This is a genomic window from Trinickia sp. (assembly GCF_051954495.1).
Classification (GTDB): domain Bacteria; phylum Pseudomonadota; class Gammaproteobacteria; order Burkholderiales; family Burkholderiaceae; genus Trinickia.
Window position 1 is genome coordinate 1 of record NZ_JBQCHR010000097.1, and the last position, 23,677, is coordinate 23,677.

At 65.5% G+C, this 23,677-nt stretch carries 20 protein-coding genes; 9 read left to right on the plus strand and 11 right to left on the minus strand.

Annotated features, from left to right (window positions below):
* Positions 1 to 59: 59 nt before the first annotated feature.
* Entirely contained in the window at positions 60 to 491 is a 432-nt protein-coding gene (locus ACTHNR_RS13575; RefSeq protein WP_440548185.1) for a DUF1841 family protein, read from the minus strand.
* A gap of 212 nt (positions 492 to 703) precedes the next feature.
* On the opposite strand from ACTHNR_RS13575, the gene ACTHNR_RS13580 reads away from it, so the two are divergent.
* The gene (locus ACTHNR_RS13580; protein WP_440548186.1) at positions 704 to 1,636 is read left to right on the plus strand and encodes a DMT family transporter; all 933 of its coding nucleotides are present in this window, start codon (positions 704 to 706) and stop codon (positions 1,634 to 1,636) included.
* 68 nt (positions 1,637 to 1,704) lie between these two features.
* On the opposite strand, the gene nth is transcribed toward ACTHNR_RS13580, so the two are convergent.
* A complete protein-coding gene (nth, locus tag ACTHNR_RS13585) occupies positions 1,705 to 2,349 on the minus strand; it encodes an endonuclease III (protein WP_440548187.1) in 645 nt (214 codons plus the stop codon).
* Between the two features lie 25 nt (positions 2,350 to 2,374).
* Positions 2,375 to 3,274, minus strand: coding sequence for an electron transport complex subunit RsxB (gene rsxB, locus ACTHNR_RS13590; protein ID WP_440548188.1), 900 nt, complete (start codon positions 3,272 to 3,274; stop codon positions 2,375 to 2,377).
* Positions 3,275 to 3,572: 298 nt separating this feature from the next.
* On the opposite strand from rsxB, the gene ACTHNR_RS13595 reads away from it, so the two are divergent.
* Positions 3,573 to 4,205: a TetR/AcrR family transcriptional regulator gene (locus ACTHNR_RS13595; protein WP_440548189.1), complete on the plus strand. Its 633-nt coding sequence runs from the start codon at positions 3,573 to 3,575 to the stop codon at positions 4,203 to 4,205.
* Between the two features lie 68 nt (positions 4,206 to 4,273).
* On the opposite strand, the gene ACTHNR_RS13600 is transcribed toward ACTHNR_RS13595, so the two are convergent.
* Together ACTHNR_RS13600 and ACTHNR_RS13605 are read right to left on the minus strand one after the other, a co-directional pair.
* Positions 4,274 to 5,551, minus strand: coding sequence for a polyhydroxyalkanoate depolymerase (locus tag ACTHNR_RS13600; RefSeq protein ID WP_440548190.1), 1,278 nt, complete (start codon positions 5,549 to 5,551; stop codon positions 4,274 to 4,276).
* A 289-nt stretch (positions 5,552 to 5,840) separates the two neighbouring features.
* Positions 5,841 to 7,691 (minus strand): glycoside hydrolase family 15 protein, encoded by a 1,851-nt coding sequence (locus ACTHNR_RS13605; protein WP_440548191.1) that lies wholly within the window; start codon positions 7,689 to 7,691, stop codon positions 5,841 to 5,843.
* 280 nt (positions 7,692 to 7,971) lie between these two features.
* Here ACTHNR_RS13605 and ACTHNR_RS13610 point away from each other — a divergent pair, with 280 nt between their 5' ends.
* A complete protein-coding gene (locus ACTHNR_RS13610) occupies positions 7,972 to 8,217 on the plus strand; it encodes a hypothetical protein (protein WP_440548192.1) in 246 nt (81 codons plus the stop codon).
* A gap of 23 nt (positions 8,218 to 8,240) precedes the next feature.
* Here the strand turns inward: ACTHNR_RS13610 and ACTHNR_RS13615 are convergent, their stop codons facing one another.
* Positions 8,241 to 8,399 (minus strand): DUF3096 domain-containing protein, encoded by a 159-nt coding sequence (locus tag ACTHNR_RS13615; RefSeq protein WP_440548193.1) that lies wholly within the window; start codon positions 8,397 to 8,399, stop codon positions 8,241 to 8,243.
* Between the two features lie 15 nt (positions 8,400 to 8,414).
* On the opposite strand from ACTHNR_RS13615, the gene ACTHNR_RS13620 reads away from it, so the two are divergent.
* Together ACTHNR_RS13620 and ACTHNR_RS13625 are read left to right on the plus strand one after the other, a co-directional pair.
* On the plus strand, positions 8,415 to 9,650 hold the full coding sequence (locus ACTHNR_RS13620) for a lactonase family protein (RefSeq protein ID WP_440548194.1): 1,236 nt from the start codon (positions 8,415 to 8,417) through the stop codon (positions 9,648 to 9,650).
* Between the two features lie 293 nt (positions 9,651 to 9,943).
* Positions 9,944 to 10,555, plus strand: coding sequence for an antimicrobial peptide resistance and lipid A acylation PagP (locus ACTHNR_RS13625; RefSeq protein WP_440548195.1), 612 nt, complete (start codon positions 9,944 to 9,946; stop codon positions 10,553 to 10,555).
* Positions 10,556 to 10,594: 39 nt separating this feature from the next.
* On the opposite strand, the gene ACTHNR_RS13630 is transcribed toward ACTHNR_RS13625, so the two are convergent.
* Together ACTHNR_RS13630 and ACTHNR_RS13635 are read right to left on the minus strand one after the other, a co-directional pair.
* Positions 10,595 to 13,816 (minus strand): DNA translocase FtsK, encoded by a 3,222-nt coding sequence (locus ACTHNR_RS13630; RefSeq protein ID WP_440548196.1) that lies wholly within the window; start codon positions 13,814 to 13,816, stop codon positions 10,595 to 10,597.
* Positions 13,817 to 13,856: 40 nt separating this feature from the next.
* Positions 13,857 to 14,396 (minus strand): META domain-containing protein, encoded by a 540-nt coding sequence (locus ACTHNR_RS13635; protein WP_440548197.1) that lies wholly within the window; start codon positions 14,394 to 14,396, stop codon positions 13,857 to 13,859.
* Positions 14,397 to 14,591: 195 nt separating this feature from the next.
* On the opposite strand from ACTHNR_RS13635, the gene purT reads away from it, so the two are divergent.
* Both purT and ACTHNR_RS13645 read left to right on the plus strand, forming a co-directional pair.
* The gene (gene purT, locus ACTHNR_RS13640; protein ID WP_440548198.1) at positions 14,592 to 15,806 is read left to right on the plus strand and encodes a formate-dependent phosphoribosylglycinamide formyltransferase; all 1,215 of its coding nucleotides are present in this window, start codon (positions 14,592 to 14,594) and stop codon (positions 15,804 to 15,806) included.
* Between the two features lie 326 nt (positions 15,807 to 16,132).
* Positions 16,133 to 17,572: a DEAD/DEAH box helicase gene (locus ACTHNR_RS13645; RefSeq protein WP_440548199.1), complete on the plus strand. Its 1,440-nt coding sequence runs from the start codon at positions 16,133 to 16,135 to the stop codon at positions 17,570 to 17,572.
* Between the two features lie 67 nt (positions 17,573 to 17,639).
* Here the strand turns inward: ACTHNR_RS13645 and ACTHNR_RS13650 are convergent, their stop codons facing one another.
* Positions 17,640 to 18,209 (minus strand): Lrp/AsnC family transcriptional regulator, encoded by a 570-nt coding sequence (locus ACTHNR_RS13650; RefSeq protein ID WP_440548200.1) that lies wholly within the window; start codon positions 18,207 to 18,209, stop codon positions 17,640 to 17,642.
* A gap of 226 nt (positions 18,210 to 18,435) precedes the next feature.
* Here ACTHNR_RS13650 and ACTHNR_RS13655 point away from each other — a divergent pair, with 226 nt between their 5' ends.
* Complete coding sequence (locus ACTHNR_RS13655; protein ID WP_440548201.1) at positions 18,436 to 19,452, plus strand: 1-aminocyclopropane-1-carboxylate deaminase; 1,017 nt, start codon at positions 18,436 to 18,438, stop codon at positions 19,450 to 19,452.
* On the opposite strand, the gene gluQRS is transcribed toward ACTHNR_RS13655, so the two are convergent.
* Positions 19,449 to 20,423, minus strand: a complete 975-nt coding sequence (gene gluQRS, locus ACTHNR_RS13660) for a tRNA glutamyl-Q(34) synthetase GluQRS (protein WP_440548204.1) — start codon at positions 20,421 to 20,423, stop codon at positions 19,449 to 19,451. The genes ACTHNR_RS13655 and gluQRS overlap by 4 nt on opposite strands.
* Positions 20,420 to 21,283, minus strand: coding sequence for a sulfurtransferase (locus ACTHNR_RS13665; RefSeq protein WP_440548202.1), 864 nt, complete (start codon positions 21,281 to 21,283; stop codon positions 20,420 to 20,422). The genes gluQRS and ACTHNR_RS13665 overlap by 4 nt, the downstream gene beginning before the upstream one ends.
* Before the next feature lie 163 nt (positions 21,284 to 21,446).
* Between ACTHNR_RS13665 and dnaE the strand changes: the two genes are divergently transcribed.
* Positions 21,447 to 23,677: DNA polymerase III subunit alpha (gene dnaE, locus ACTHNR_RS13670; protein WP_440548203.1), on the plus strand; the 2,231-nt coding region annotated here is incomplete at its 3' end.

A 23,677-nucleotide genomic window follows, 5' to 3' on the forward strand; every position in this document is an offset into this window, starting at 1 on the left:
CCGCTTAGGCGGGGTATTTTTTTGCACAAAACCTTGGGTGCGACAACGTGTCGCAGTGCTCAATCTTTCGACGCACGCCGCTCGATGCGGGCCAGATAGGCGTCGGTATCGGGGGGCGTGTTGCTGCGCTGGGCTTCCCAAATCGTCTCGCCGAGACATTCCATAATGGCGTGCTGCGCCTCGTGCGTCGATCCGAGTCTGGCCGCCAGCCGCTCGTGCGCCGCGCGGATGCCGGGGGGCTGATCGATCGAAAGCTGCTCGCTGATCGCCAAATGCATCGATAGGTGCAAGAAGGGGTTCGTCCGCCCTGCCTCCGGCGAGTAGTCGGCGGCTGCCGTCGCTTCGTCGGCGAGTTCGTCGTGGTACTCGGGGTGTTCGACGATCCAATCCGCCGCTATCGCCTCGAGCGGCGTGAGGATGCCGCCCGCGCGCTGCTTGCGCCAGGTATCGATGAAAAAGCGTCGGACTTCGTCGCGGCTGGGATTGAACATCGTGGAGATCGACCTTAGGAGGGCGCCGCTTCGCGCCAAGAAATAAGTGCGCTCGTTGCGGCCAATCCGATATTTTACGCTGCGCCGGTAGGGTCGTTTGCCGTCGAACGCCGGCGGACAGTTAGAATCCACGGGCCCAACCCAACGTCGGCCGCGCCTTCCTGCGATAGGCAAGCACGCGAGCGCCGGCGGAAACGACAATACGAAATTCGATGCCTGCCTCCGACACCTCCCCGAGCGCCGATACGTTGCGTGGCGCCCTATTCGTCGCGTTGTCCGCCAGCGCATTCGGCGCGATGGCGATCTTCGGACGTCTCGCCTACGCCGGCGGCACGGACGTGCTCGGCCTGTTGACGCTGCGGTTCCTCATCGGCGGGGGACTGCTCGCCGCGGTGGCGCGCCGGCGCGGCGTCGTATGGCCGCGGGGGCGCGCGCTTGCGGGCATCGTCGCCATGGGGGCGATCGGCTATGTCGGGCAGTCGCTTTGCTATTTCGTTGCGCTGCAGCACGCGCAAGCGAGTCTCGTCGCGCTGCTGCTCTACCTGTACCCGGCGTTCGTCACGGTGCTGGCGGCGTGCTGGCTCGGCGAGCGCCTCACGCTGATGAAGGGCGGGGCGTTGGCCCTGTGTCTGGCCGGCTCGGCGTTGATGGTGGGGAGCGGCCATGGAGAACCGCTCGGCGTCGCATTGGGGCTGCTGGCGGCCGTCGTCTATTCGCTTTACATCGTCGCCGGCGCCCGGCTGACGCGTGGCGTCGACCCGCTGGCGACGACCGCCGTCGTCTGCTTGTCCGCCGCGGCGGTGTTTTGCACGATCGCGCTCGTGCGCGGCATTTCGGGCGCGCCGCCTCGATTCCCCTCCTCGGCTCTTGCATGGGGCGCGGTCGTCGCGATCGCGCTCGTCTCGACGGTGACGGCCATGCTTGCTTTCTTCGCGGGCCTGACGCGGCTCGGCGCGGCGCGTACGTCGATGCTCTCGACGCTCGAGCCCATGGTCACCGTCTTACTCGCGGCGGTATTGCTCGGCGAGCGACTGACGCCGCTGCAATGGCTCGGGGGCGCCGCTGTGCTTTCGGCCGTGTTGTGGCTCGTGCGCGCGGGCGGCGGCCCTCGCGAGGACGCCGTCTCGCTCGAGGCCAATCTTTGAGGCAAGCACGCCTGGCGGCGCGCTCGTGCGGGCGCCTGTGCAAAGGGGGAGGCCGGCGTCCGCTGCCGTCAAAGTTCAGGCGGGGGCGTTTTCGGCCTGAATTCGCAGAGCGGCTCTATCGCGCAGTGCCAGCATTCGGGCCGGCGAGCCTTGCAGACATAGCGTCCGTGCAGAATCAGCCAGTGATGGGCGTCGTGGCGGAACTCGGCCGGCGTGAATTTTTCGAGCGCCGATTCGACGGCGCGGACATCCTTGCCCGGCGCGAGGCCGGTGCGATTGGACACGCGAAAGATATGCGTATCGACCGCTATCGTGGGTTGCCCGAACGCGGTGTTGAGCACCACGTTCGCCGTCTTGCGGCCCACGCCCGGCAAGCCCTCGAGCGCCTCGCGCTCGGCCGGCACCTCGCCGCCGTATTGCTCGAGCAGGATGCGGCTCGTCGCGATGACGTTCTTCGCCTTGGTCCGATAAAGCCCGATCGTTTTGATGTAGTCGGCCACGCCCGCCTCGCCGAGTTCCAGCATCGCTTGCGGTGTGTTCGCCACGAGGTACATCTTTCGGGTGGCCTTGTTCACCGAGACATCGGTGGCCTGCGCCGACAGCATGACGGCGATCAAGAGCTCGAACGGCGTGGTGTATTCGAGCTCCGTGGTCGGGTGCGGATTCAGGCTTTGCAGCGTCTCGTAGATGGCGCGTCGTTTTTGGGCGTTCATGCGGCGCAATGAGGAGTGGGAAGGCTTAGCGGCCGTCGCCGGAGCGCGAAGGCGCATCGTTGCCGGGGCGCTTCCCCGGGGGCGGCTCGGCAGATGCATCGTGGGCGCCGGCGCGGTCCGAGCGCGGCCTGCCCGGTGGCTCGCTGCTCGTTTGCGCTGCAGCGTCCAGCTTGCGCCGGCGCGCCTCGGCCGCGTCGATCTGCGCCTGCACCTGCTCACTGACGTTCGCCACATTCTTCGGGCCGAGCCCTTGCGCTGCTAGCGCATCTTTCTTCTGGCGCGCGCGTTCGAGCGCGGCTTGGATGATGGCGCGCTTTTTGGCGGCCTCGTCGTCCTCCGGCCGGCTCGTCGGCGCCTCGCGCGGGCTGGCTGCGGCTTCGGCGCGCCGTGCCGCGGCGCGCGCCTGCGCCGCTTCCCGTTCGCGTTCGAGGCGCCCGGTACGCCGTTCGTGCCGCTGCCGGGCCGCATCGGCCTGCGCTTGGCTCCAGGCGTCCCAGCCGGTGCGCTCGCCCGTCACGGGCGTCATCGAAATGCAGTCGACGGGGCACGGCGGTACGCACAGATCGCAGCCGGTGCAAAGCGCGGCGACGACCGTGTGCATGAGCTTGGGCGCCCCGACGATCGCATCGACGGGGCAGGCCTGCATGCAGAGCGTGCAGCCGATGCAGACGGTCTCGTCGATGACGGCGAGCGGGCGGGGGCGCTCCTCGCCGTTCTCGGGGTTCAGGGGGATGACGGGTTTGCCGAGCAAAGCGGCAAGGCGTGCGACGCCTTGTGCGCCGCCCGGCGGGCATTGGTTGTAGAGCGCATCGCCTTGGGCGACGGCCTCGGCGTATGGCCGGCAGCCGGCATAGCCGCACTTCGTGCATTGCGTTTGCGGGAGCAGATCCTCTAGGCGGTCTGCGAGAGTCACACGATCGGTCACGTTGAGCACATCTTGAGCACGCGAGCGGCGCTTGGGCAGGGCCCTCGGAAGGACCGCGTGGGGCGGGCGCGATCGAAAGGGCGGCCGCGGGTGCGCTTCGCGTGCGGGAAAAGAGCGCATTATCGCCGATTTCCCCGATTGCCATCGGTGGCCCATGTGCCATAATCGAAGCGCTTTTTCGCACGAGGCGCAGGGTGTTTCCCAAAAAAACGGCGCGCTCGTTCACATTGCCGGCGTGGGACCAAGGAGGGCCGGCGGCGTGACGGGGCAACGCGGCTCACGAAGCAAAAAGGCCACCATGAATCAATTGAAAATCAAAAGAGATCCGGAGGGAACGCGGCGCCGTATTCTGCTCGCGGCCGCCGAAGAGTTCGCAAATGGTGGTTTGTTCGGCGCGCGCGTCGACCAAATTGCCCGGCGCGCGGAGACGAACGAGCGGATGCTCTATTACTACTTCGGTAGCAAGGAGCAGCTATTCACGGCGGTACTCGAGCATGCGTTCTCCGCATTGACGGAGGCGGAAAAAACCCTCGATTTGAACGGCGTCGCCCCCATCGAGGCCATCACGCGGCTCGCACATTTCGTGTGGGACTACTACCGCGATCATCCCGATTTGCTGCGCCTCATCAATAACGAAAATCTGCACGAAGCGCGCTACCTGCAAAAATCGCCGCGAATTCGTGAAATGATTTCGCCGATGGTGGCGACGCTTTCGTCGATCCTCGACCGTGGGCAGCGCGCGGGGCTGTTCCGGGCCAACGTCGACCCGCTGCGGTTCTATGTTGCGCTGTCGGGCCTCGGCTACTACAGCGTATCGAATCGATTCACGCTCGAGGCCACGCTGGGCCGCGACTTCAGTACGCCGGCCGAACGCGGCGAGTTGGTGAGCATGAACACGGAGCTGCTGCTCGCGTATCTGATGCGCAAGTAGGCGGGGTTAGGCGCAATCCGCCTACTTGGCTTGCATGGCGGCGCGCCGCCGTGGGGCGGCGCGCACGGTTACGCCTCCACGGGTTCGCGGGCGCGTTTCGTTTCCTTGTTGTGCTCGAGGATGAAATCGCGCAATTGCGGATAGATGATCGTGCGCCAGCGGCGGCCCGAGAAGATGCCGTAATGGCCGCACTTTTCCGCCGTGAAATGATGCTTATGCTTCTCGGGGATGCCGGTGCACAGGTCGTGCGCCGCACGCGTCTGCCCGCAGCCGGAGATATCGTCGAGCTCGCCTTCGATCGTGAAAAGCGCCGTATTTTTGATGTCTTGCGGCCGCACGAGCTCGCCGTCGATTTCCCAAGTGCCTTCCGCCAGGCTGAACTCCTGAAACACGATGCGGATCGTGTCGAGGTAGTACTCGGCGGCCATGTCGAGCACCGCGTTGTACTCGTCGTAGAAACGGCGGTGCGCTTCGGCGTCTTCCTCGTCGCCGCGCATCAGGCTTTGATAGAAATCCCAGTGCGATGCCGCGTGACGCTCGGGGTTCATCGCGACGAAGCCCGAATGCTGCAGGAAGCCCGGGTAGACGTGGCGGCCGAAGCCCGGATAGTTCGACGGCACCGTGTGGATCACGTTGTTCTCGAACCAGGCATACGAGTGCTGCATCGCCAGCGAATTGACCGACGTGGGGCTGCGCCGCGCGTCGATCGGGCCGCCCATCATCGTCATGGTGCGCGGCGTGTCCTCGCCGCGGCTCGCCATCAGCGAAATAGCGGCAAGCACCGGCACCGTCGGCTGGCAGACGGACAGCACGTGCAAGTTCTTCGCGCCGATATGGCGGATGAATTCTTGAATGTACGCCACGTAATCGTCGAGGTGGAACGGGCCGTCCTCGAGCGGGACCATGCGCGCATCCATCCAGTCGGTGATGTAGACCTTGTGATCCTGCAGCAGCGTGCGCACGGTGTCGCGCAGAAGCGTGGAATGGTGGCCCGACAGCGGCGCGCAGACGAGCACGACGGGCTCGTCCTTCAATTGCGCGACCGCATCGCTGTCGTCGGCGAACCGCTTGAAGCGCAGCAGACGGCAAAACGGCTTTTCGACGATCGTTTGTTCGATGATCGGAATGTTGTGGCCGTCTTTGACGATTTGATGAATGTTGAATTCGGGTTTTTCGTAATCCTTACCCAAGCGGTAAAGCAACTCGTAGCCCGCGGAAAGCCGCGTCGCGCCCGGCACATAGGCGAGGGGGCTCGCCGGATTGGCGAACGATTTCGAGGCAGCCTGCGCCCAGGCCGTCAAGGGGCTCAGAAGCGCGCGCTGAAACTCGTAAAACTGGTAAAGCATGATGTGGGGCTCCCGCGGGGTAGGGACGGGGCTAAAAAAATGCGGCGCTCGGCGTCGCGGCTGGATGTCCGAACGGATGCTCGTGGCAGTACTACTTAATTGATGATAAAGGAGAAACGCTGTTATGTGCAATGCAGCAATTTGCCCGCCCGCCCGGTGTTTTCCCCGATACGGCGTTGCCCCCCGCCTGCCGATATAGGCGAGCGCTCAGGCAGGTGCGCATGCCTCCCCGGCAAAATTCATGCGCGTGGAAGCTCATGCGCCGCGCATAAATGGGGCTTGATCGTATTCAAATCGCTTCGCTATCGACGTCGAGGCCCGATTCCGGCTGGTGCGACCCGGGGTGGCCCGTCGCCCGGGCGATCGATTCTTCGTGTCGCATGAGATTGAGCCCCGTGTGAACGAGCGCGACATGAGAAAACGCCTGCGGGAAATTGCCCGTGAAACGTTTGGTTTGCGGGTCGTATTCCTCCGAGAGCAGGCCGACGTCGTTCACCAGGCCCGCCAGCCGCTCGTACATGGCGTGCGCCTCGTCCATGCGCCCTTGCAGCGCAAGGTTATCGACCATCCAAAAGCTGCAGGCTAGGAACGTGCCTTCGCCCGGAGGAAGTCCGTCGTCTACCTTGTGCGTGCGGTAACGGCGCACGAACCCTTCGAAGGTCAGGTCCCGCTCGATGGCCGCCATCGTCGATGCAACGCGCGGGTCGGTGGGCGGCAAGAACCCGACGAGCGGCATCAGCAGCAGACTCGCATCGAGTTCGTCCCCGCCGTACACCTGGGTGAACGTTCCGCGTTCGGTGCTCCATCCTTTGTCGCAGACATCGGCGTGAATATGGTCGCGCAGCGCGCGCCAGCGATCGAGCGGCGCGGGCAGGTTGAATTTTTCTGCGGAGCGGATTCCGCGATCGAAGGCCACCCACGCCATGACCTTCGAAAACGTGAATTGGCGCGGGCCGCTGCGCACTTCCCACAACCCTTCGTCGGGTTCGGCCCAGACCGTCTCCAGATGTTCGAGCATCACGCATTGCAGGGCCCATACCGCTTCGTCGGCATGCAACCCGCCCACGCGCGCCAAGTGCAGCGCGTTCATGACTTCGCCGTAGACGTCGAGCTGCAGCTGACCGACCGCCTTGTTGCCGATACGCACGGGCTGCGCGCCTTCATAGCCCGGCAGCCAATCGATCTCCATTTCGGGCAGACGGCGCTCGCCGGCCACGCCGTACATGATTTGCGCTTGCGCGGGCGAGCCGGCGAGCGCGCGCTCGAGCCACACGCGCCACGCGCGGGCTTCGTCGTAGAAGCCGCAACGCATGAGCGCGAGCAGCGTGATCGTTGCATCGCGCAGCCAGCAGTATCGATAGTCCCAGTTACGCGAGCCGCCCAAGCGTTCGGGGAGCGAGGTCGTGGGCGCGGCGACGATACCGCCCGTCGGATCGTACGCAAGCGCTTTGAGCGTGATCAGCGAACGGCGGATCGTCTCGGAATAGCGCCCTTTGACGTCGAATTTCGCGATCCATTCGCGCCAATGCCGTTCGGTCTGTTCGAGGGCGGCGAAGGGATCCTTCGTGGGCGGCAACCGATGATGCGAAACCGAGTAGGCGAGGACGAACGGCACGCGCTCGCCTTCGGAAACGGTAAATTCGGCCACCGTGTGCATATTCTCGCCGTGCAACTCGATCGGCGTGCGCAGCACGACCGTATCGGGGCCCGCCACGGCCTTGATGCCTCCGCCGTGCGGCAGCTGCGTCACCCACGGCACCGAAAGGCCGTAGTCGAACCTCAGCGTGAGCTGCATCGACATCGGCACCGTGCCGCGCTTGCCTTCGACGATGCGCACGAGCGCCGAGTGGCCGTTGCCGGGGGGCATGAAATCGGTGACGGTCACCATGCCGTCAGGCGTTTCGTGGTCGGTTTCGAGCACGAGCGTGCCGTCCCGGTAGCGTCGCGTATGTTTGACCGGCGCGTCCCCCGCGGGCGCGATGCGCCACGCGCCATGTCGATCGGAGCCGAGCAGCGCGGCGAAGCATGCGGCCGAATCGAAGCGCGGCCAGCAGAGCCAATCGACCGATCCTTCTCGCGAGATGAGCGCGGCCGTATGGCCGTCGCCCACGAGTGCATAGTCTTCGATGTGAGCAGGCATGGTCTCGGGATTTCTCCTCTCCGTGCGAATGCCGATACGAAAGCGATCGCGGATGCGCGTCAATGTACACGTTCGCGCGCTGGGCTGTGCAAAGGCCGGGCCGTGAATGGCGGATCGGGGCGAAAACGATTTCGCGTTGCCACGGCGCAAATTCGCTGGCTACAATCGGAGTTCGGGGATTCCGGCCGAGCGCGTCCGATACAACGAACCATGCACTAGCGTGTCGCGCAAACGGCCATCAATGCGCCTGTCATCATCACTCTTAGCGAGAATTGACGCCATGCTGAATCCGTCGAAGGGCGATTGCATCACGATCCTTTCCGCAGCACGCGAGCTGGGCGAGAACGCCTTGCTTCATCTCGATCCCCGCACGCTCGGTCTGACCCGCAACGGCATGGAAACCGCCGCCGCGTTCCTGATCGAGCGGGCATGCTTTACGCGTCACCGGGACGGTGACGGTCACTATGCGGTTGGCGGTTTGTCGCTGCAAGGCAAGCTGCGGCTCGATCAGCTCGTCAACGGTTGAGCCTTCGCCTAGCCGGTGCGCGCTCACAGATGCAGTGAGTGCGTGCCCGGCCCGAGCAACCCGATCAGCCCGATGATGATCAGGTAGAGCGCGACGATGTAGTTCAACAGTCGCGGCGCGACCAGGATCAGAATGCCCGCGATGAGCGCGGCGAGCGGCCCCAAACTGACTGAAATATTCATAACGGCTCCTTTTTTATGACTCGCATCGTCGATGCAGCGCCGTCGCGCGCATGTTCAATAAGAGCGTGCGACTGGTTCAAAGGTTTCGTGCTCGCATGCGCCTTTAGCGCGGCGTCAGCGTCTGCACAGAGCAACATGGCGCCCGCCGGCGGGCCCGTCTACGATTTGCTCGTCGGCACCTACACGACCGGCGGAAAAAGCAAAGGTATCCATGTCTACCGCTTCGATTCGGCCACGGGCCAAGCCAGCCCTATTTCGTCGGTAGAAACGGTCAATCCTTCATACCTCGTCGTCTCGCGAGATGCGCGCCATGTCTACGCCGTGAACGAGCTGCCCGGGGACACAGGACCCGCGACCGAGCGCGGCGGCATCAGCGCCTTTACGTTCGAGCCGAGTTCCGGCCGGTTGACGTTCGTCAACCGCGTTTCGTCCGAAGGCAACGACCCTTGCTACCTGAGTTTCTCGCCCGACGGCCGCTATCTGCTCGCGGCAAATTATTCCGTGGCGGCGGATCCGGGCGGCAGTTTTGCCGTCTTTCCGCTGCTGGACGACGGGCGAGTCGGCGCGGCCGCGCTTGTCGTGCACCATACGGGCGGTGGGCCGGTAAAAGGGCGGCAGGACAATGCGCATGTGCACTCGACGGTCTTCACGCCGGACGGCCGCTACCTCTTTACCCAGGACCTTGGCGCCGACAAGCTCTACGAGTACCGTTACACGAGCGACAGCAGAGGCGGCCTCGTGAGTCCGACGCCCGAAGGCTATGTGCCGATGCCGCCCGGATCGGGCCCGCGTCACCTCGTGTTCGATGCCGCCGGGCGCTACGCCTATCTGACGAGCGAGCTGGCCGGCACGGTCACGGCCTTGCAATATACCAACGGGCGGCTTACGCCGCTCAAAACCTTGACGCTCGCCGCGCCCGGGTTCAAAGGCAAGAATGGGGCGGGTGCGATTCACTTGTCTGCCGACGGCAAGTTTCTCTATGCAACGAACCGTGGCGACGCCAACGAAATCGTGATCTTCTCGATCGATCCCTACGACGGGTTGCCCAAGCTTGTCGGCCGGCAATCGACGCTCGGACGCACGCCTCGCGAGTTTGCGATCGATCCGACGGGCCGTTGGCTCATCGTCGGCAATCAAGATAGCGATACGGCCTACGTATTCCGGCGCGATCCGGCCACGGGGCTGCTGGCGCAGCCTACGCGCCTTGACATAGGCTCGCCCGTCGACTTCAAGTTCACGCCTTCGTCCTGACGCACGCGCGCGCGACCTGCCGCGGCGCACCCGCCTCGAAAAACAAAGAGAGCCTACGAGTCAGAGCAAGCACGTAGGCTCAAAGCTACCGCCTCACGGGGGGCGGGGCGGCAGGGGATGATGATTCCAACCATGTTGCAATAGCCGTGCCGACTCGTACATGGCTTCTCTTCTGTACGGCGGGACACGCGCGTTTGAACCGATATGCGTTCGGACGCCTATGATGGATACCGCTAGTTCTTGCAATCGACGCGCACGTTTTACGAGCGTTGAAGCAATGGGAGAGTGTGTCGATGAGAGCTCCTTGCGCGCGTGCCGTTGCCTGGCTCGCCGCCAGGCGCGCTCTCGCCGTAGCGCGTGCCGCCTGCGGGGTCCTCGCGCTGGCGTCGATGGCGCCGCAGGCGGCGGCAGAATGCGGCGACGGGCAAGCGTGGTATGCGGCGGGGTGCCGGCGCGTCGTGCGCGCGGCGACCGACGGATCGTGGGACTTGTATCTCACGGGCTACGGCTGGCATATCGACGGCTATTCGGACAGCCGTCGCGCCGCGTTGAACGCGCGTTCGTGGGGCGGCGGAGCGGGCAAGCACTGGACCGATGCGAACGGCAACGAAGACATCGTCTTCGCGTTTGTTTTTCTCGACTCGCATGACCATCTCGAGCCCATCGCCGGGTACGCACGGCAGTGGTATACCGGGCCCGTGCTGGGCGGCTTGTCGCTCGGCGGCGGATATTTCGTTGGGGCGACCGCGCGCGACGACGTCGCGCACTACGCGCCGCTGCCGATCGCGCTCCCGGTCGCTTCGCTGCGCTATCGCAAGGTCTCGGCGATGGCCACGTTCATTCCTCGCCTAGGCGGACTCAACAAGGGAGACGTCGCGTTCTTTTGGGCGCGGTACGAGTTCTGATCGCGCGGACGTTCGTCGTCAGTCCTCCGGAGAAAACCGTCAGGCATCCGAGCTGGGCGGCGCCAGCACTTCGCGGCTGCCGTTGATACCCATCGACGAGACGAGTCCCGCGGCCTCCATCTGCTCGACGAGGCGCGCCGCGCGGTTGTAGCCGATCCGCAACTGCCGCTGCACGGCCGAGATCGAGGCGCGACGCGTGCGCACGACGAACGCGACGGCTTCGTCGTAGAGCGGGTCGGCTTCGGCGTCTGGCGCATCGCCGAACAGGTCTTGAGCAGCCCCTTCGGTCGCGGGGCCGTCGAGAATACCTTCCTCGTACTCGGGTTCACCGAACTGCTTCAGATGCTCCACGACGCGATGCACTTCCTCGTCGGCAACGAACGCACCGTGCACGCGCTGCGGATAGCCGGTGCCCGGAGGCAGGAACAACATGTCGCCTTGCCCTAGCAGCGATTCGGCGCCCATTTGATCGAGAATCGTGCGCGAATCGATTTTCGACGAAACCTGGAACGCCACCCGCGTCGGGATGTTTGCCTTGATGAGTCCCGTGATGACGTCGACGGACGGCCGCTGCGTGGCGAGAATCAAATGAATGCCGGCCGCGCGTGCCTTTTGGGCGAGCCGCGCGATCAACTCTTCGATCTTCTTGCCGGCCACCATCATCAGATCGGCGAGCTCGTCGATGACGACGACGATCAGCGGCAACGGCGAGAGCGGTTCGGGCGCCTCGGGCGTCAGCGAGAACGGATTGCCGATCTTCTTGCCCGCGGCCTGCGCGTCGCGCAGCTTTTGATTGAAGCCCGCCAAGTTGCGCACGCCGACGGCCGACATGAGGCGATAGCGCTTTTCCATCTCGCCCACGCACCAATTCAATGCGTTCGCCGCGAGCTTCATGTCGGTGACGACGGGCGCGAGCAGGTGCGGAATGCCTTCGTAGACCGACAGCTCGAGCATCTTCGGATCGATCATGATCATCCGCACTTCCTCGGGCGTCGCCTTGAACAGCAGCGAGACGATCATCGCATTGATCGCGACCGACTTGCCCGATCCCGTCGTGCCGGCTACGAGCATGTGCGGCGCCTTGGCAAGATCCGTGACGATCGGATGGCCCGTGATGTCCTTGCCCATCGCGATCGTGAGCTTGGATGCGGAATGGCGGTAGGCGTCGGCGGCGAGAATCTCGGAGAGCCGGATCGTATGCCGTTTCGCATTCGGCAACTCGAGGCCCATGCAGGTTTTGCCGGGAATCGTTTCGACGACGCGAATCGACGTGAGGCCCAGCCCGCGCGACAAATCCTTCATGAGGCCGACGATCTGGCTGCCACGTACGCCGAGCGCCGGTTCGATCTCGAAACGCGTGATGACGGGGCCCGCCGACGCGCCGACGACCGTGACGGGGACCTTGAATTCCTGCAGACGCTGCTCGATCAGCTGGCCTGTTTGCGCGAGACGCTCGGCGGGAATCTCTTCGGTTTCGGCCGAGGCGGGCTCCAAGAGGTCGAGCGCCGGCAACTCCACGGCCGACGCCGCGGGCGCATGGAAGGTGAACTCCGCGCCCGTGTGTCCGCGCGGCTGGGGGCGCGGCGCGGGTTCGGCCGTCGTGGGCTCGGGCCGAGACTCGGAGTCGGTCTCGGGGTGCGTTGCAACGGCGGTCGGAGCGGCGATCGGCGCCGCGGAAGATTCCGGACGAGGCGTCGATGGGAGTTCGAGCAGCACCGGTGCGGCAACGGGCGGAGCCGGTTCCTCGGCGGTGCCGAGTTGGTCCGCCGTATGATCGTCGGCCCACGGCGGTGTCGCCGCGGCGATGCCGGTTGCGTGCGTCGCATCGCTGGTAGCCGGAGCGCTTGGCGCTTCGGTCGCCGCGGCCACGTCGTGCGCGTTCAACGGTTCCCCAGGCTCGTCCGCCATTTCTTGCGAGGCTCGGGGCGGTTGTATCGCTGCCGATTCGGCGGGGCTGTATTCGCGCGGCTCGTCGGCCGCTGTTTCGTCGACCGTGCGCGACTCCTCCTGTTTATGCGCCAACGGCGTGTTTGCGGTCGGCGTGCTGGGCTCCGAGGGCGTTTGCGGGCCTTCGGGCGAGGCTGTTCGCGATGTGGGCGCCGCACCGCGGCGCGCTAGACTGGAGCCCGCAAGCGCTGTCCACTGGGCGGCATTCGCTTCGATTGCGCGCAATGTTTCGAGCACGCCCGGCGTCGGCTCGGTGGCGGGCGAAGCGCGGTGAGCCGACTCGACGGACACGACGCGTGCGACGGGCGGCGTGGGCGAACGCCCGCGGAGCGGCGGCTCGGCGCTCTGCGTCGCCGCCGGGTGGCCCACCGACGGTATCGGGGCCGGCGAGGCGCTTGCCGCGGTCGCCGCGGCGCCTAACGACACCGAGGACGCGTGAGCCCCGCGCAATCCGGCGGAACCCATCGAACTCGGGACCGCACCGCCCCCGGCCGAGGATGGAACCGGTGCGGCTGCCGGCCGCGTGCTCGGGTTGGGCGAAGGCGGCGAACGGTGCCGTTGGGTGGGCGAACTCGTCTGACTCGATGGGAGAGCGGCGCTTGGCAGATGAGGCAGGTTCGTGACGCTCGGCACGTTCGATACGTTCGGCGCCGGACGGCCTGGGCGTGCGGGGCGTGCGGGGTCGTCCGCGGCCCAAGAGGCATGGCGCTGAGCCGTGCGCCCCGAAGCGATCGGTTCGAGCGGCTTGGCGTTTGCCATGCCCGCGCGGGTCTTTCCGCTTGCAACGGCCGGCGGCTTCCAGGCGGTCGGTCGCGCGTAGCGCCCCGTCGGTTTTGGCGCCATGGTATTGGTCGTGCTCGTGCGGACGATAGACGAGCCGAGCCCCCGTACGGCGCGCGGCTCCTCGTCGCGCGGCGCGTTGGCGGGCTTGGACTTGGGGGCGGCGGGCCGCAGATTGAGGCCGAGTCCGAAGGCGCGGTCGGCCCATTGGAGGACCGCACGCCAGCGGAAACCGACGAGCCAGGGCAGCGACGCCAACCATAGCGCGGGGAGGACGAAGAACGTGCCGCGGCCGAGCGCGCGCGTCGCGACCCCGAGCAGCGTGTGCCCGAGCGCGTTACCCGTGTGTGGCGCCAGCGCCGCTTCGAGTGCGCAGCTCGAGGCGAAGACGCCCAAGAAGCCGAGCCAAAGCCGGATCGTGCCCCGTCCCCGCGCCTCGGGCTCGCGCATGAACGCCGCGATCGCGAGACGCAAGGCCAGGGGCACGAACCAGATGACCGAGACGCCGAACCAGCCGAAAACTACCGTATGCATGCTAAAGGGTGAAACGTTCGAGAAAGGCGCGCAGGGCGCGTCATCGATCCGCGCGTGCGAAGGTGAGCGTAACGCCTGTCGTCGCGATGATCCGCATTTGCTGCGGGGCCTGCATCTGCACGAGCGTCGCGTCGGCGTGCGCCAGGGCATCGAGATAGACGCGCTCGATGCGATCGGCGTTTTCGCCGCAGGCCATGCGCGTGGCGGCCAAGGGGCCGAAGCCGAGCTTGCCGCTCGTCAGCGTGTAGGCGCCCCCAAATCGATTGCAGCCCGCGAAGCCGCTTGCGCGGCGCTCGCCGGAGCGGGTGTCGAGCGTCAGCGTGGGCGCGGCCGCTTTGTCGGCCGGGACGTCGAGCACGGAGTGACCATCGCTCGTTTGGACGGTTCGAAGCACCCAGCTCGTGTTATCGAGCAATTGCACGGCGGCGGGATTCAGGGGGTTGCTCGGGCCCGCCTCGGAGTCGGGATGCGTCGGCATCGCGCAGGCCGCGACGGTGAGCGCCGCCGCGAGCACGCCCGCGCGCAGCGCCAGGCGCGCCCGCGGAGTGCCGCGTGGCGGTGCAGTGAGTGGATTCGACATGGCCCCGAACCTTCTTGTTTAACTGGCGAAGGCGTAAGGGTAACGCACTCCTGTCGCACCGCGCGAGCAGTCGATGCAAGGCGCCGCGCCGGCCGATCGGCCAACGCGGGCGGCGCGGCTCGCTTGCAAGCCGAATACGCCGCGCGCACGTGTTAACATCGCCCTCTTTCCTTTCAATCGCATACGGGATTCGCCATGCAGATCGGTCAACGGATCGGCACGCCGCTCTCGCCCTCGGCCACGCGCGTCATGCTGCTCGGCGCGGGCGAGCTCGGCAAGGAAGTCATCATCGCGCTGCAGCGCCTGGGCGTGGAAGTCATCGCCGTCGATCGCTACCCGAATGCGCCCGGTCATCAAGTGGCGCATCGCGCCCATACGATCGACATGACCGACGGGCAAGCGATCAAGGCGCTCGTTAAGGCCGAGCGGCCGCACCTGATCGTGCCCGAGATCGAGGCGATCGCCACCGATGCGCTCGCCGACATCGAAGCGCAGGGCTTGGCCGAAGTCATCCCCACCGCGCGTGCGACGCAACTCACGATGAATCGCGAGGGCATCCGCCGCTTGGCCGCCGAAACGCTGGGCTTGCCCACGTCGCCGTACGCGTTCGCCGATTCGCTGGAGGCCTTCAAGGAGGCGATCGCACGCATCGGCTATCCCTGCGTCGTCAAGCCCGTGATGTCCTCTTCGGGTAAGGGGCAGTCGGTCGTGCGCGGCGAGGGCGACATCGAGCACGCGTGGCAATACGCGACCGCGGGCGCCCGCGTCAACGTAGGACGCGTCATCGTCGAAGGGTTCATCACATTCGATTACGAAATCACGCTGTTGACCGTGCGGGCCGTCGATCCCGCGAGCGGCACGGTGCAGACCTCGTTTTGCGAGCCGATCGGCCATTTGCAGGTCGACGGCGATTACGTCCAGTCGTGGCAGCCTCAGCCGATGTCGCCGGCCGCGCTCGCGCGCGCCAAGGAAATCGCCGAACGCGTCACGGGCGCGCTGGGCGGGCGAGGCGTGTTCGGCGTCGAACTGTTCGTGCGCGGCGATGAAGTCTGGTTCTCCGAAGTCAGCCCGCGTCCGCATGACACGGGGCTCGTGACGCTGCGCTCGCAGCGTTTGTCCGAGTTCGAACTGCACGCGCGTGCGATTCTCGGCTTGCCCGTCGATACCACGCTGCTCGCGCCCGGTGCGTCGGCCGTCGTCTACGGCGCTCTGGAGGAAGCGGGCATCGCATTCGAAGGAGTGAGCGAGGCGCTCGCCGTGCCGGGCGTCGACTTGCGCTTGTTCGGCAAGCCTGAAAGCTTCAAGAAACGGCGGATGGGCGTGGCGGTTGCGACCGGCGCGGATATCGACCAGGCGCGCGAGCGCGCGCTGGCGGCCGCGGCCGCGGTACGGCCCGTATCGGGGCGCTGATGCGTACGGCGCGGTCGTCCCGCACCGGCTGAAAGACTCGGAATGGGGTTTGTTTAGGGTTCGATCGGCGCGCCCCCGGCGGCCCGATCGGCTCGGGCACGTCCCCTGCAACCTTGCGGTGCTACAATACCGGCCTTTCCGGCGGAGCGTCCGCCGGTTGGAGCCGGCCACGCGCGAAGCGCGGCCTAGCGGGCGTCACCCAGCGCGAACGCGCTAGACGTGCCGTGGCTCCGCCTTCACGTCGATCTTCATCGAGCGGCTGTGCGGCCGCCGCCGCGCGCTTGAACGACGCAGCGCCTTGTAGCGCATTTTTAGCGAACGCCACCATGTCCGATCCCGCTGTCACGCCTACTACCGCGACTTTCGACCAATTCGGTCTCGCCCCCGACATCTTGCGGGCCGTCGCCGAGCAGGGCTACTCCACACCGACGCCCATCCAGGCCGAGGCGATCCCGGTCGTCTTGTCCGGCCGCGATGTCATGGGCGCCGCGCAGACCGGCACCGGCAAGACGGCGAGCTTTTCGCTGCCGATCATCCAGCGCTTGCTGCCCAGCGCCAGTACGAGCGCCTCGCCCGCGCGCCACCCGGTTCGCGCCCTGATTCTCACGCCCACGCGCGAGCTGGCCGATCAAGTCGCCGCGAACGTGCAGTCGTATGCGAAGCACACGCCGCTGCGCAGCGCGGTGGTGTTCGGCGGCGTCGACATGAATCCGCAATCGGCGGAACTGCGGCGAGGCGTCGAGATCCTGATCGCTACGCCGGGCCGGTTGCTCGATCACGTGCAGCAAAAAACGGCCAACCTCGGTCAGGTGCAGATCCTCGTGCTGGACGAGGCCGACCGTATGCTCGACATGGGCTTTTTGCCCGATCTGCAGCGCATCTTGAACCTGCTGCCCAAAGAGCGGCAAACGCTCCTTTTCTCGGCAACGTTCTCTCCCGAAATCAAAAAGCTGGCGTCGACCTACCTGCGCAACCCGCAGACGATCGAGGTTGCGCGCAGCAACTCGACCGCCGCGAACGTGACGCAGATCGTCTACGAAGTCGCGGAAGGCGACAAGCAAGGGGCCGTGGTGCAACTCATTCGAGAGCGCGGGCTCAAGCAAGTGATCGTTTTCTGCAACAGCAAAATCGGCGCGAGCCGGCTGGCGCGGCTGCTCGAGCGCGACGGCGTGGTGGCCTCGGCGATTCACGGCGACAAGACGCAAAACGAGCGGATGCAGGCGCTCGACGCGTTCAAGCGCGGTGAAATCGAGGCGCTCGTGGCCACAGATGTGGCGGCCCGCGGGCTCGACATCGCCGAACTGCCTGCCGTTATCAATTTCGATCTGCCGTTCAACGCGGAAGACTACGTGCATCGGATCGGCCGCACGGGCCGCGCGGGCGCGTCGGGCGATGCGCTTTCCCTGTGCAGTCATAACGAACGCAAGCAACTCGCCGATATCGAGAAACTGATCAAAAGGCCGCTGCAAGTGCAGCAGCTCGTCGTGGCCGCGCCGGTGCACCGCGCGCGCGAGGAACACGGCCGGCGCGATCGCGACGATCGCTCGGGCCGACGCCGTACGGGCGGGCACGAGCGGACGAGCTATCGCGCGAACCATGCACCGGTCGACGATTTCTTCTTGAAACCGTACGAGCCGTCGCCTTCTTCGCGCAAGGAAGAAGAAACGAAGAAGCCCGAGGCCGCCGCATCGAAAGCGCCCAAGCAGCCGCTTGCCGCATTGCTTGGCGGGTTCGGCATGCCGCGTCGCAATAGTTCGTCGTCCTAACGGTAACGGCTTATCCGTACCGCGGGCAAGCTAGCCTGGGACGTAGGGCGGCGGGACGTTTTCGGCATCAGATCGGAAACTCCGTCGTCGATAAAATTTCCTTGAGCACCATGAACGAGCGAATCTGCCGCACGCCCGGCAGATAGAGCAGCTGCTCTGCGTGCAAGCGATTGAAGCTCTCGCTGTCGCGCGTGCGCACGAGCATGAAGTAATCGAACTCGCCCGTCACGACGTGGCACTCCATACATCCCGAGACATTGCGCGCCGCTTGTTCGAATGCGGCGAAGGCATCGGGCGTCGATCGATCGAGCACGATGCCGATCACGACGAGCATCCCCGCGCCGACCGCTTTCGGCTCGAGTAGGGCAACGACGCTCCGAATCAAACCCATCTCTTTGAGCCGTTCGACGCGCCGCAAACACGCCGGCGCGCTGAGCTTCACCTTTGCCGCCAGCGCGACATTCGAAATCGATGCATCTCGCTGCAATTGCTTGAGAATCGCGCGGTCGATCCGGTCGAGCGACAGGGAAGTGGCCGCTTCTGGCGCGGGCGTCACGTTGCGTGCGCTCGCGCGGGATGTCGAACGCCGGGGCCGGGAATTCGTGCGAGTTCCGTCATGCAATTTCGTTGCGCACATTTTTAAATTGATGCAGGTTAATTAAGTTAAGCGGTCAGGCCGTGGATTCAAAGTAAGTCACGGCATTTAATTTCGCAAGCTCATTTCGTCGCCGCTTGCTTATCATTTTGCCGTGCGCGAACGCTTTTTTGCCTGTGCCTCCGAGTGTCCAGCTTGCCATGAGGCCGGTTTGCCACGCATACCCGACAGCGCCCATCGGCGCGCACTCCATCCGACAGGAGGCTTCATGAATTTGCAGCGATTCCCGCGTTACCCGCTAACCTTCGGCCCGACGCCTATCCAACCGCTCAAACGCTTGAGCGAACATCTGGGCGGCAAAGTCGAGCTCTATGCGAAGCGCGAAGATTGCAACAGCGGCCTCGCGTTTGGCGGCAACAAGACCCGTAAGCTCGAATACCTGGTACCCGAGGCCATCTCGCAGGGCTGCGATACGCTCGTGTCGATCGGGGGCATCCAATCGAACCAAACGCGCCAGGTCGCGGCCGTGGCGGCGCATCTGGGCATGAAGTGCGTTCTCGTGCAGGAAAACTGGGTCAACTACTACGACGCCGTCTACGACCGCGTTGGCAATATCGAACTGTCGCGCATCCTCGGCGCGGACGTGCGCCTCGTGCCCGACGGCTTCGACATCGGCATCCGCAAAAGCTGGGAGGACGCGCTCGAGAGCGTGCGCGCGGCCGGCGGCAAGCCGTATGCGATTCCCGCGGGCTGTTCCGAACACCCGCTCGGCGGCCTCGGCTTCGTCGGGTTCGCCGAGGAAGTGCGTCGGCAGGAGGCCGAGCTCGGCTTCCGCTTCGACTACATCGTCGTTTGCTCGGTGACGGGCAGCACGCAAGCAGGGATGGTGGTCGGCTTCGCGGCGGATGGACGCAGCGAACGCGTCATCGGCATCGATGCCTCGGCGAAACCCGACGCCACGCGCGAGCAGATCACGCGCATTGCCAACCATACGGCCGAACTCGTGGGGCTCGGCCGCCCGATCGTGGCGAGCGACGTCGTGCTCGATACCCGTTATGGCGGCCCGGAGTACGGCCTGCCGAACGAGGGCACGCTGGAGGCGATTCGACTGTGCGCGCGGACCGAGGGGATGCTGACCGATCCCGTCTACGAGGGCAAATCCATGCACGGCATGATCGACAAGGTGCGGCGCGGCGAATTCGAGCCCGGCTCGCGCGTGCTCTATGCGCATTTGGGCGGAGCGCCCGCGTTGAGCGCGTACAGCTTTATCTTCCGCGACGGCTAAGTCGGCCTTTGCAATCGGCCGGCACGCGGCACGTCGGCCAAGCGCCGCACCCATGCCGCGACGGCATCGGCATAGAACGCATCGAGCGACGCGTACTGCGAAATCGGCGACGTTCCGGCGGAGGCTGGCCGATCCGCGTCGGCGGCGAGACACAGCCCCAAATGCCGGGCGGCGGCGACGAGCGCCGGCAACGGATCGCGCTCGTCGAGCGCGTGCGCACCGGTTTGTTTGCTGAGCTTTTCGCCTTGCGCGTTCTCGACGACGGGCACGTGCAGATACACGGGCGTCGGCACGCCGAGGCAGCGTTGCAGGTAGATCTGCCGGGCCGTCGAATCGAGCAGGTCCGCGCCGCGCACCACATGCGTGATGCCTTGCTCGGCGTCGTCGACGACCACCGCGAGCTGATATGCCCATTGGCCGTCCGCGCGTTTGAGCACGAAGTCGCCGACCTCGGCGGCAAGATTCTGCTTTTGCGCGCCCTGCCAGCGATCGTCGAACGCGATCAGCGCGTCGGCGCCGTCGGGCACACGCAGGCGCCACGCGCGCGGCATTTTGCCCCTCAAGCCGTGGCGGCAGGTACCGGGGTAGGCGAGCGTCGTATGCCGCGCGTGGACGCTCGCTAGGGAATCGGCGATCTCCTTGCGTGTGCAGCCGCAGGGATAAATGAGCCCGGCTTGCTCGAGGCGCTCGAAGGCCTGCGCGTAACGAGCCGTGCGTGTGCTCTGCCAGAGCGGCGGCTCGTCGCTTTCCATGCCGAAGCAGGCGAGGGTATGAAGGATGGCCTGATCGGCGCCGGGTACGGTGCGCGGCCCGTCGATATCCTCGATGCGCACGATCCAGACGCCGCCGTGGGCCCGGGCGTCGAGGTAGCTCGCGAGCGCGCCGACGAGCGAGCCCGCATGAAGCCGGCCGGTGGGCGAAGGCGCGAAGCGTCCGCGGTAGTCGCTTCGCGGCGCCTGCGCTTCGGTCATGCCGTGCGCGCCGCGTCCTTGTTCGGATGACATGCCGGGCACGTGTTGCCGGGTGTGTAGAGGGGCGAGTGCTGTGCTTCGGGCGTCACGACGGCGCGACAGCCGAAGCATTGCACCGTTTCGGTCGGTTCGAGCTGCGGGTTGAGCGAGGTGCGGTAATCGAACACGAAGCATTCGCCGCGGTAGTGCGCGCCGCCGACTTCCTCGAAGTACTTGAGGATGCCGCCTTCGAGCTGATAGACGTGATCGATGCCGACTTCCTTCATGTGGATGGCGGCCTTTTCGCAGCGGATGCCGCCGGTGCAGAACGAGACGATGGTCTTGCCTTCGAAGTCCTCGCGATGGGCTTCGACGACGCTCGGGAATTCGCTGAATTTTTCGATGCGGTAATCGACGGCGTGCTCGAATGTGCCGACATCGACTTCGAACGCATTGCGCGTGTCGAGCATGACGACGGGCCGGCCCTCGTCGTCGTGGCCTCGATCGAGCCAGCCCTTGAGCGTCGTGGCGTCGACGAACGGCGCGCGGCCCAGTTCGGGCTTGATCGCGGGCTTTTTCATCGTGATGATCTCGCGCTTGCGCTTGACGAGCATGCGGCGAAACGGCTGCGTTTCAGAGTAGCTTTCCTTGAACTGCAGATCGGCGAATTTGCCTTCGAAGAGCGGATCGCCGCGTAGATAGTCGATGAAGTCGCGAGTGGCCTCGGGCGCACCCGCGATGAACAGATTGATGCCTTCGGGCGCGAGCAAAATGGTGCCGCGCAAGCCCAGCGCTTCGCACTTTGCGGCGAGCAGCGGGCGCCAGGTGTCGATGGCGTCGATCGTGACGAAACGGTAGGCGGCGAGATTGACGATACGCATGATGGTGGTGCGGTGACGATTCGAGCCGCCGCGGCGGCTTGGGAGGCGAACCCCCGACGGGCCGCGCGGCGGCGAAACCGCTATTATCCCGCAAACGGCGGGCGGGCTCGATCGGCCGTTCGGCCGAGCCGCCGGCACGTAGGCCGGATGTACAATACGGCCCATGTCAGATCCTCGCTTCGTCCATCTCCGCGTCCACTCCGAATTCTCGATCGCCGACGGCATCGTGCGGCTTGACGACATCGTCAAAGCCGCCGCCGAGGACGGTCAGGGCGCGCTCGCCATGACCGATCTCGCCAACGCGTTCGGTCTCGTCCGGTTCTACAAGGAAGCCCGCGGCAACGGCGTAAAGCCGATCGCGGGCTGCGACGTCTGGATCATGAATCCCGACGATCGCGACAAGCCCTCGCGCTTATTGCTGCTGGTCAAGAATCAGCGCGGTTATCTGAACCTGTGCGAGCTGCTCACGAAGGCGTGGCTCACGAATCAATATCGCGGTCGCGCGGAGATCGACGCCGCCTGGCTCGATTCGCCGCTCAGCGAGGGTCTGATCGCATTGTCGGGTGCGCAACAGGGCGACATCGGCCTCGCGCTGGCGGCCGGCAACGAACACGCCGCCAAACGCCACGCCGAGCGCTGGGCCGCATGCTTTCCGAACGGCTTCTACATCGAATTGCAACGCTTCGGGCAACCGGGCGGCGAAGCGTACGTGCAGCAGGCGGTGGCGCTCGCATCGGCGCTGAAGTTGCCCGTGGTCGCCACGCATCCGATCCAATTCATGAGCGCCGACGACTACACCGCGCACGAAGCGCGCGTGTGCATCTCCGAAGGCGATATCCTCGCGAACCCGCGCCGCCAGAAGCGCTTCACGATCGAGCAGCGCTTTTGCACCCAGGCCGAGATGGTTGAACGGTTCGCCGACATCCCGTCCGCCGTCGCGAACACGGTCGAGATCGCCAAGCGCTGCAATCTGACGCTCGAGCTGGGCAAACCGAAGCTGCCGCTGTTCCCGACGCCCGACGGCATGTCGCTCGACGACTATCTCGTTCAGTTGTCGAAGGAGGGCCTCGAAAAGCGCCTCGTCGAGCTTTACCCCGATGAAGCCGAACGCTCGCGCGAGCGCGAAAAGTACTACCAGCGGCTCGATTTCGAGTGCGGCACGATCATCAAGATGGGCTTTCCGGGCTACTTCCTGATCGTGGCGGACTTCATCAACTGGGCGAAGAACAACGGCGTGCCCGTAGGGCCCGGCCGGGGTTCGGGCGCGGGCTCGCTCGTCGCCTACGCGCTCGGCATCACCGATCTCGATCCGCTGCGCTACAACCTGCTGTTCGAGCGCTTCTTGAATCCCGAACGCGTGTCGATGCCCGACTTCGACATCGACTTCTGCCAAGAAGGCCGCGATCGCGTCATCCAATACGTGAAGGGCAAGTACGGGGCCGATGCGGTGTCGCAAATCGCGACGTTCGGCACGATGGCGGCGAAGGCGGCGGTGCGCGACATCGGCCGCGTGTTGGACCTGGGCTACAACTTCACCGACGGCGTCGCAAAGCTGATCCCGTTCAAGCCGGGCAAGCACGTAACGATCGCCGATGCGATGAAGGAAGAGCCGCTGCTGCAGGAGCGCAACGACAACGAAGACGAAGTGCGGCAGCTGCTCGAGCTCGCTCAGCGCGTCGAAGGGTTGACGCGTAACGTCGGCATGCATGCGGGCGGCGTGCTGATCGCGCCGGGCAAACTCACCGATTTCTGTCCGCTCTACACGCAAGGCGACGACGGCGGCGTCGTGAGCCAGTACGACAAGGACGACGTCGAAGCCGTCGGCCTCGTCAAGTTCGACTTCTTGGGCTTGACGACGCTCACGATCCTCGATTGGGCCGAGCGCTACATTCGCCGGCTCGATCCGTCCAAGGCGGACTGGTCGCTCGCGCAGGTGCCGCTGGACGATCCGGCTTCGTTCTCGATCCTCAAGAAAGCGAATACGGTCGCCGTGTTCCAGCTGGAAAGCCGCGGCATGCAAGGCATGCTCAAGGACGCGCAGCCCGACCGCTTCGAGGACATCATCGCGCTCGTGGCGCTGTACCGTCCGGGCCCGATGGATCTGATTCCGAGCTTTTGCGCGCGCAAGCACGGCCGCGAGACGGTGGAGTATCCCGATCCGCGCGTCGAGCCTGTTCTGAAAGAGACCTACGGCATCATGGTCTATCAGGAGCAGGTGATGCAGATGGCGCAGATCATCGGCGGCTACTCGCTCGGCGGCGCCGACTTGCTGCGCCGCGCGATGGGTACGAAGAAGGCCGAGGAGATGGCCCAGCATCGCGAGATCTTCGCCCAGGGCGCGGCGACGAACGGCCTCACGGGCGAGAAGTCCGACGAGATCTTCGACTTGATGGA

What these genes read in the sequence shown, in the direction of transcription:
- ACTHNR_RS13600 (WP_440548190.1), bottom strand. Translation starts at nt 5,551, where the DNA reads ATGCTTTACCAGTTTTACGAGTTTCAGCGCGCGCTTCTGAGCCCCTTG.
- gluQRS (WP_440548204.1), bottom strand. Translation starts at nt 20,423, where the DNA reads ATGACCGAAGCGCAGGCGCCGCGAAGCGACTACCGCGGACGCTTCGCG.
- ACTHNR_RS13655 (WP_440548201.1), top strand. Translation starts at nt 18,436, where the DNA reads ATGAATTTGCAGCGATTCCCGCGTTACCCGCTAACCTTCGGCCCGACG.
- ACTHNR_RS13625 (WP_440548195.1), top strand. Translation starts at nt 9,944, where the DNA reads ATGAGAGCTCCTTGCGCGCGTGCCGTTGCCTGGCTCGCCGCCAGGCGC.
- ACTHNR_RS13575 (WP_440548185.1), bottom strand. Translation starts at nt 491, where the DNA reads ATGTTCAATCCCAGCCGCGACGAAGTCCGACGCTTTTTCATCGATACC.
- ACTHNR_RS13665 (WP_440548202.1), bottom strand. Translation starts at nt 21,283, where the DNA reads ATGCGTATCGTCAATCTCGCCGCCTACCGTTTCGTCACGATCGACGCC.
- ACTHNR_RS13580 (WP_440548186.1), top strand. Translation starts at nt 704, where the DNA reads ATGCCTGCCTCCGACACCTCCCCGAGCGCCGATACGTTGCGTGGCGCC.
- nth (WP_440548187.1), bottom strand. Translation starts at nt 2,349, where the DNA reads ATGAACGCCCAAAAACGACGCGCCATCTACGAGACGCTGCAAAGCCTG.
- ACTHNR_RS13635 (WP_440548197.1), bottom strand. Translation starts at nt 14,396, where the DNA reads ATGTCGAATCCACTCACTGCACCGCCACGCGGCACTCCGCGGGCGCGC.
- ACTHNR_RS13650 (WP_440548200.1), bottom strand. Translation starts at nt 18,209, where the DNA reads ATGTGCGCAACGAAATTGCATGACGGAACTCGCACGAATTCCCGGCCC.
- ACTHNR_RS13615 (WP_440548193.1), bottom strand. Translation starts at nt 8,399, where the DNA reads ATGAATATTTCAGTCAGTTTGGGGCCGCTCGCCGCGCTCATCGCGGGC.
- ACTHNR_RS13610 (WP_440548192.1), top strand. Translation starts at nt 7,972, where the DNA reads ATGCTGAATCCGTCGAAGGGCGATTGCATCACGATCCTTTCCGCAGCA.
- ACTHNR_RS13630 (WP_440548196.1), bottom strand. Translation starts at nt 13,816, where the DNA reads ATGCATACGGTAGTTTTCGGCTGGTTCGGCGTCTCGGTCATCTGGTTC.
- ACTHNR_RS13620 (WP_440548194.1), top strand. Translation starts at nt 8,415, where the DNA reads ATGACTCGCATCGTCGATGCAGCGCCGTCGCGCGCATGTTCAATAAGA.
- ACTHNR_RS13645 (WP_440548199.1), top strand. Translation starts at nt 16,133, where the DNA reads ATGTCCGATCCCGCTGTCACGCCTACTACCGCGACTTTCGACCAATTC.
- ACTHNR_RS13605 (WP_440548191.1), bottom strand. Translation starts at nt 7,691, where the DNA reads ATGCCTGCTCACATCGAAGACTATGCACTCGTGGGCGACGGCCATACG.
- purT (WP_440548198.1), top strand. Translation starts at nt 14,592, where the DNA reads ATGCAGATCGGTCAACGGATCGGCACGCCGCTCTCGCCCTCGGCCACG.
- ACTHNR_RS13595 (WP_440548189.1), top strand. Translation starts at nt 3,573, where the DNA reads ATGAATCAATTGAAAATCAAAAGAGATCCGGAGGGAACGCGGCGCCGT.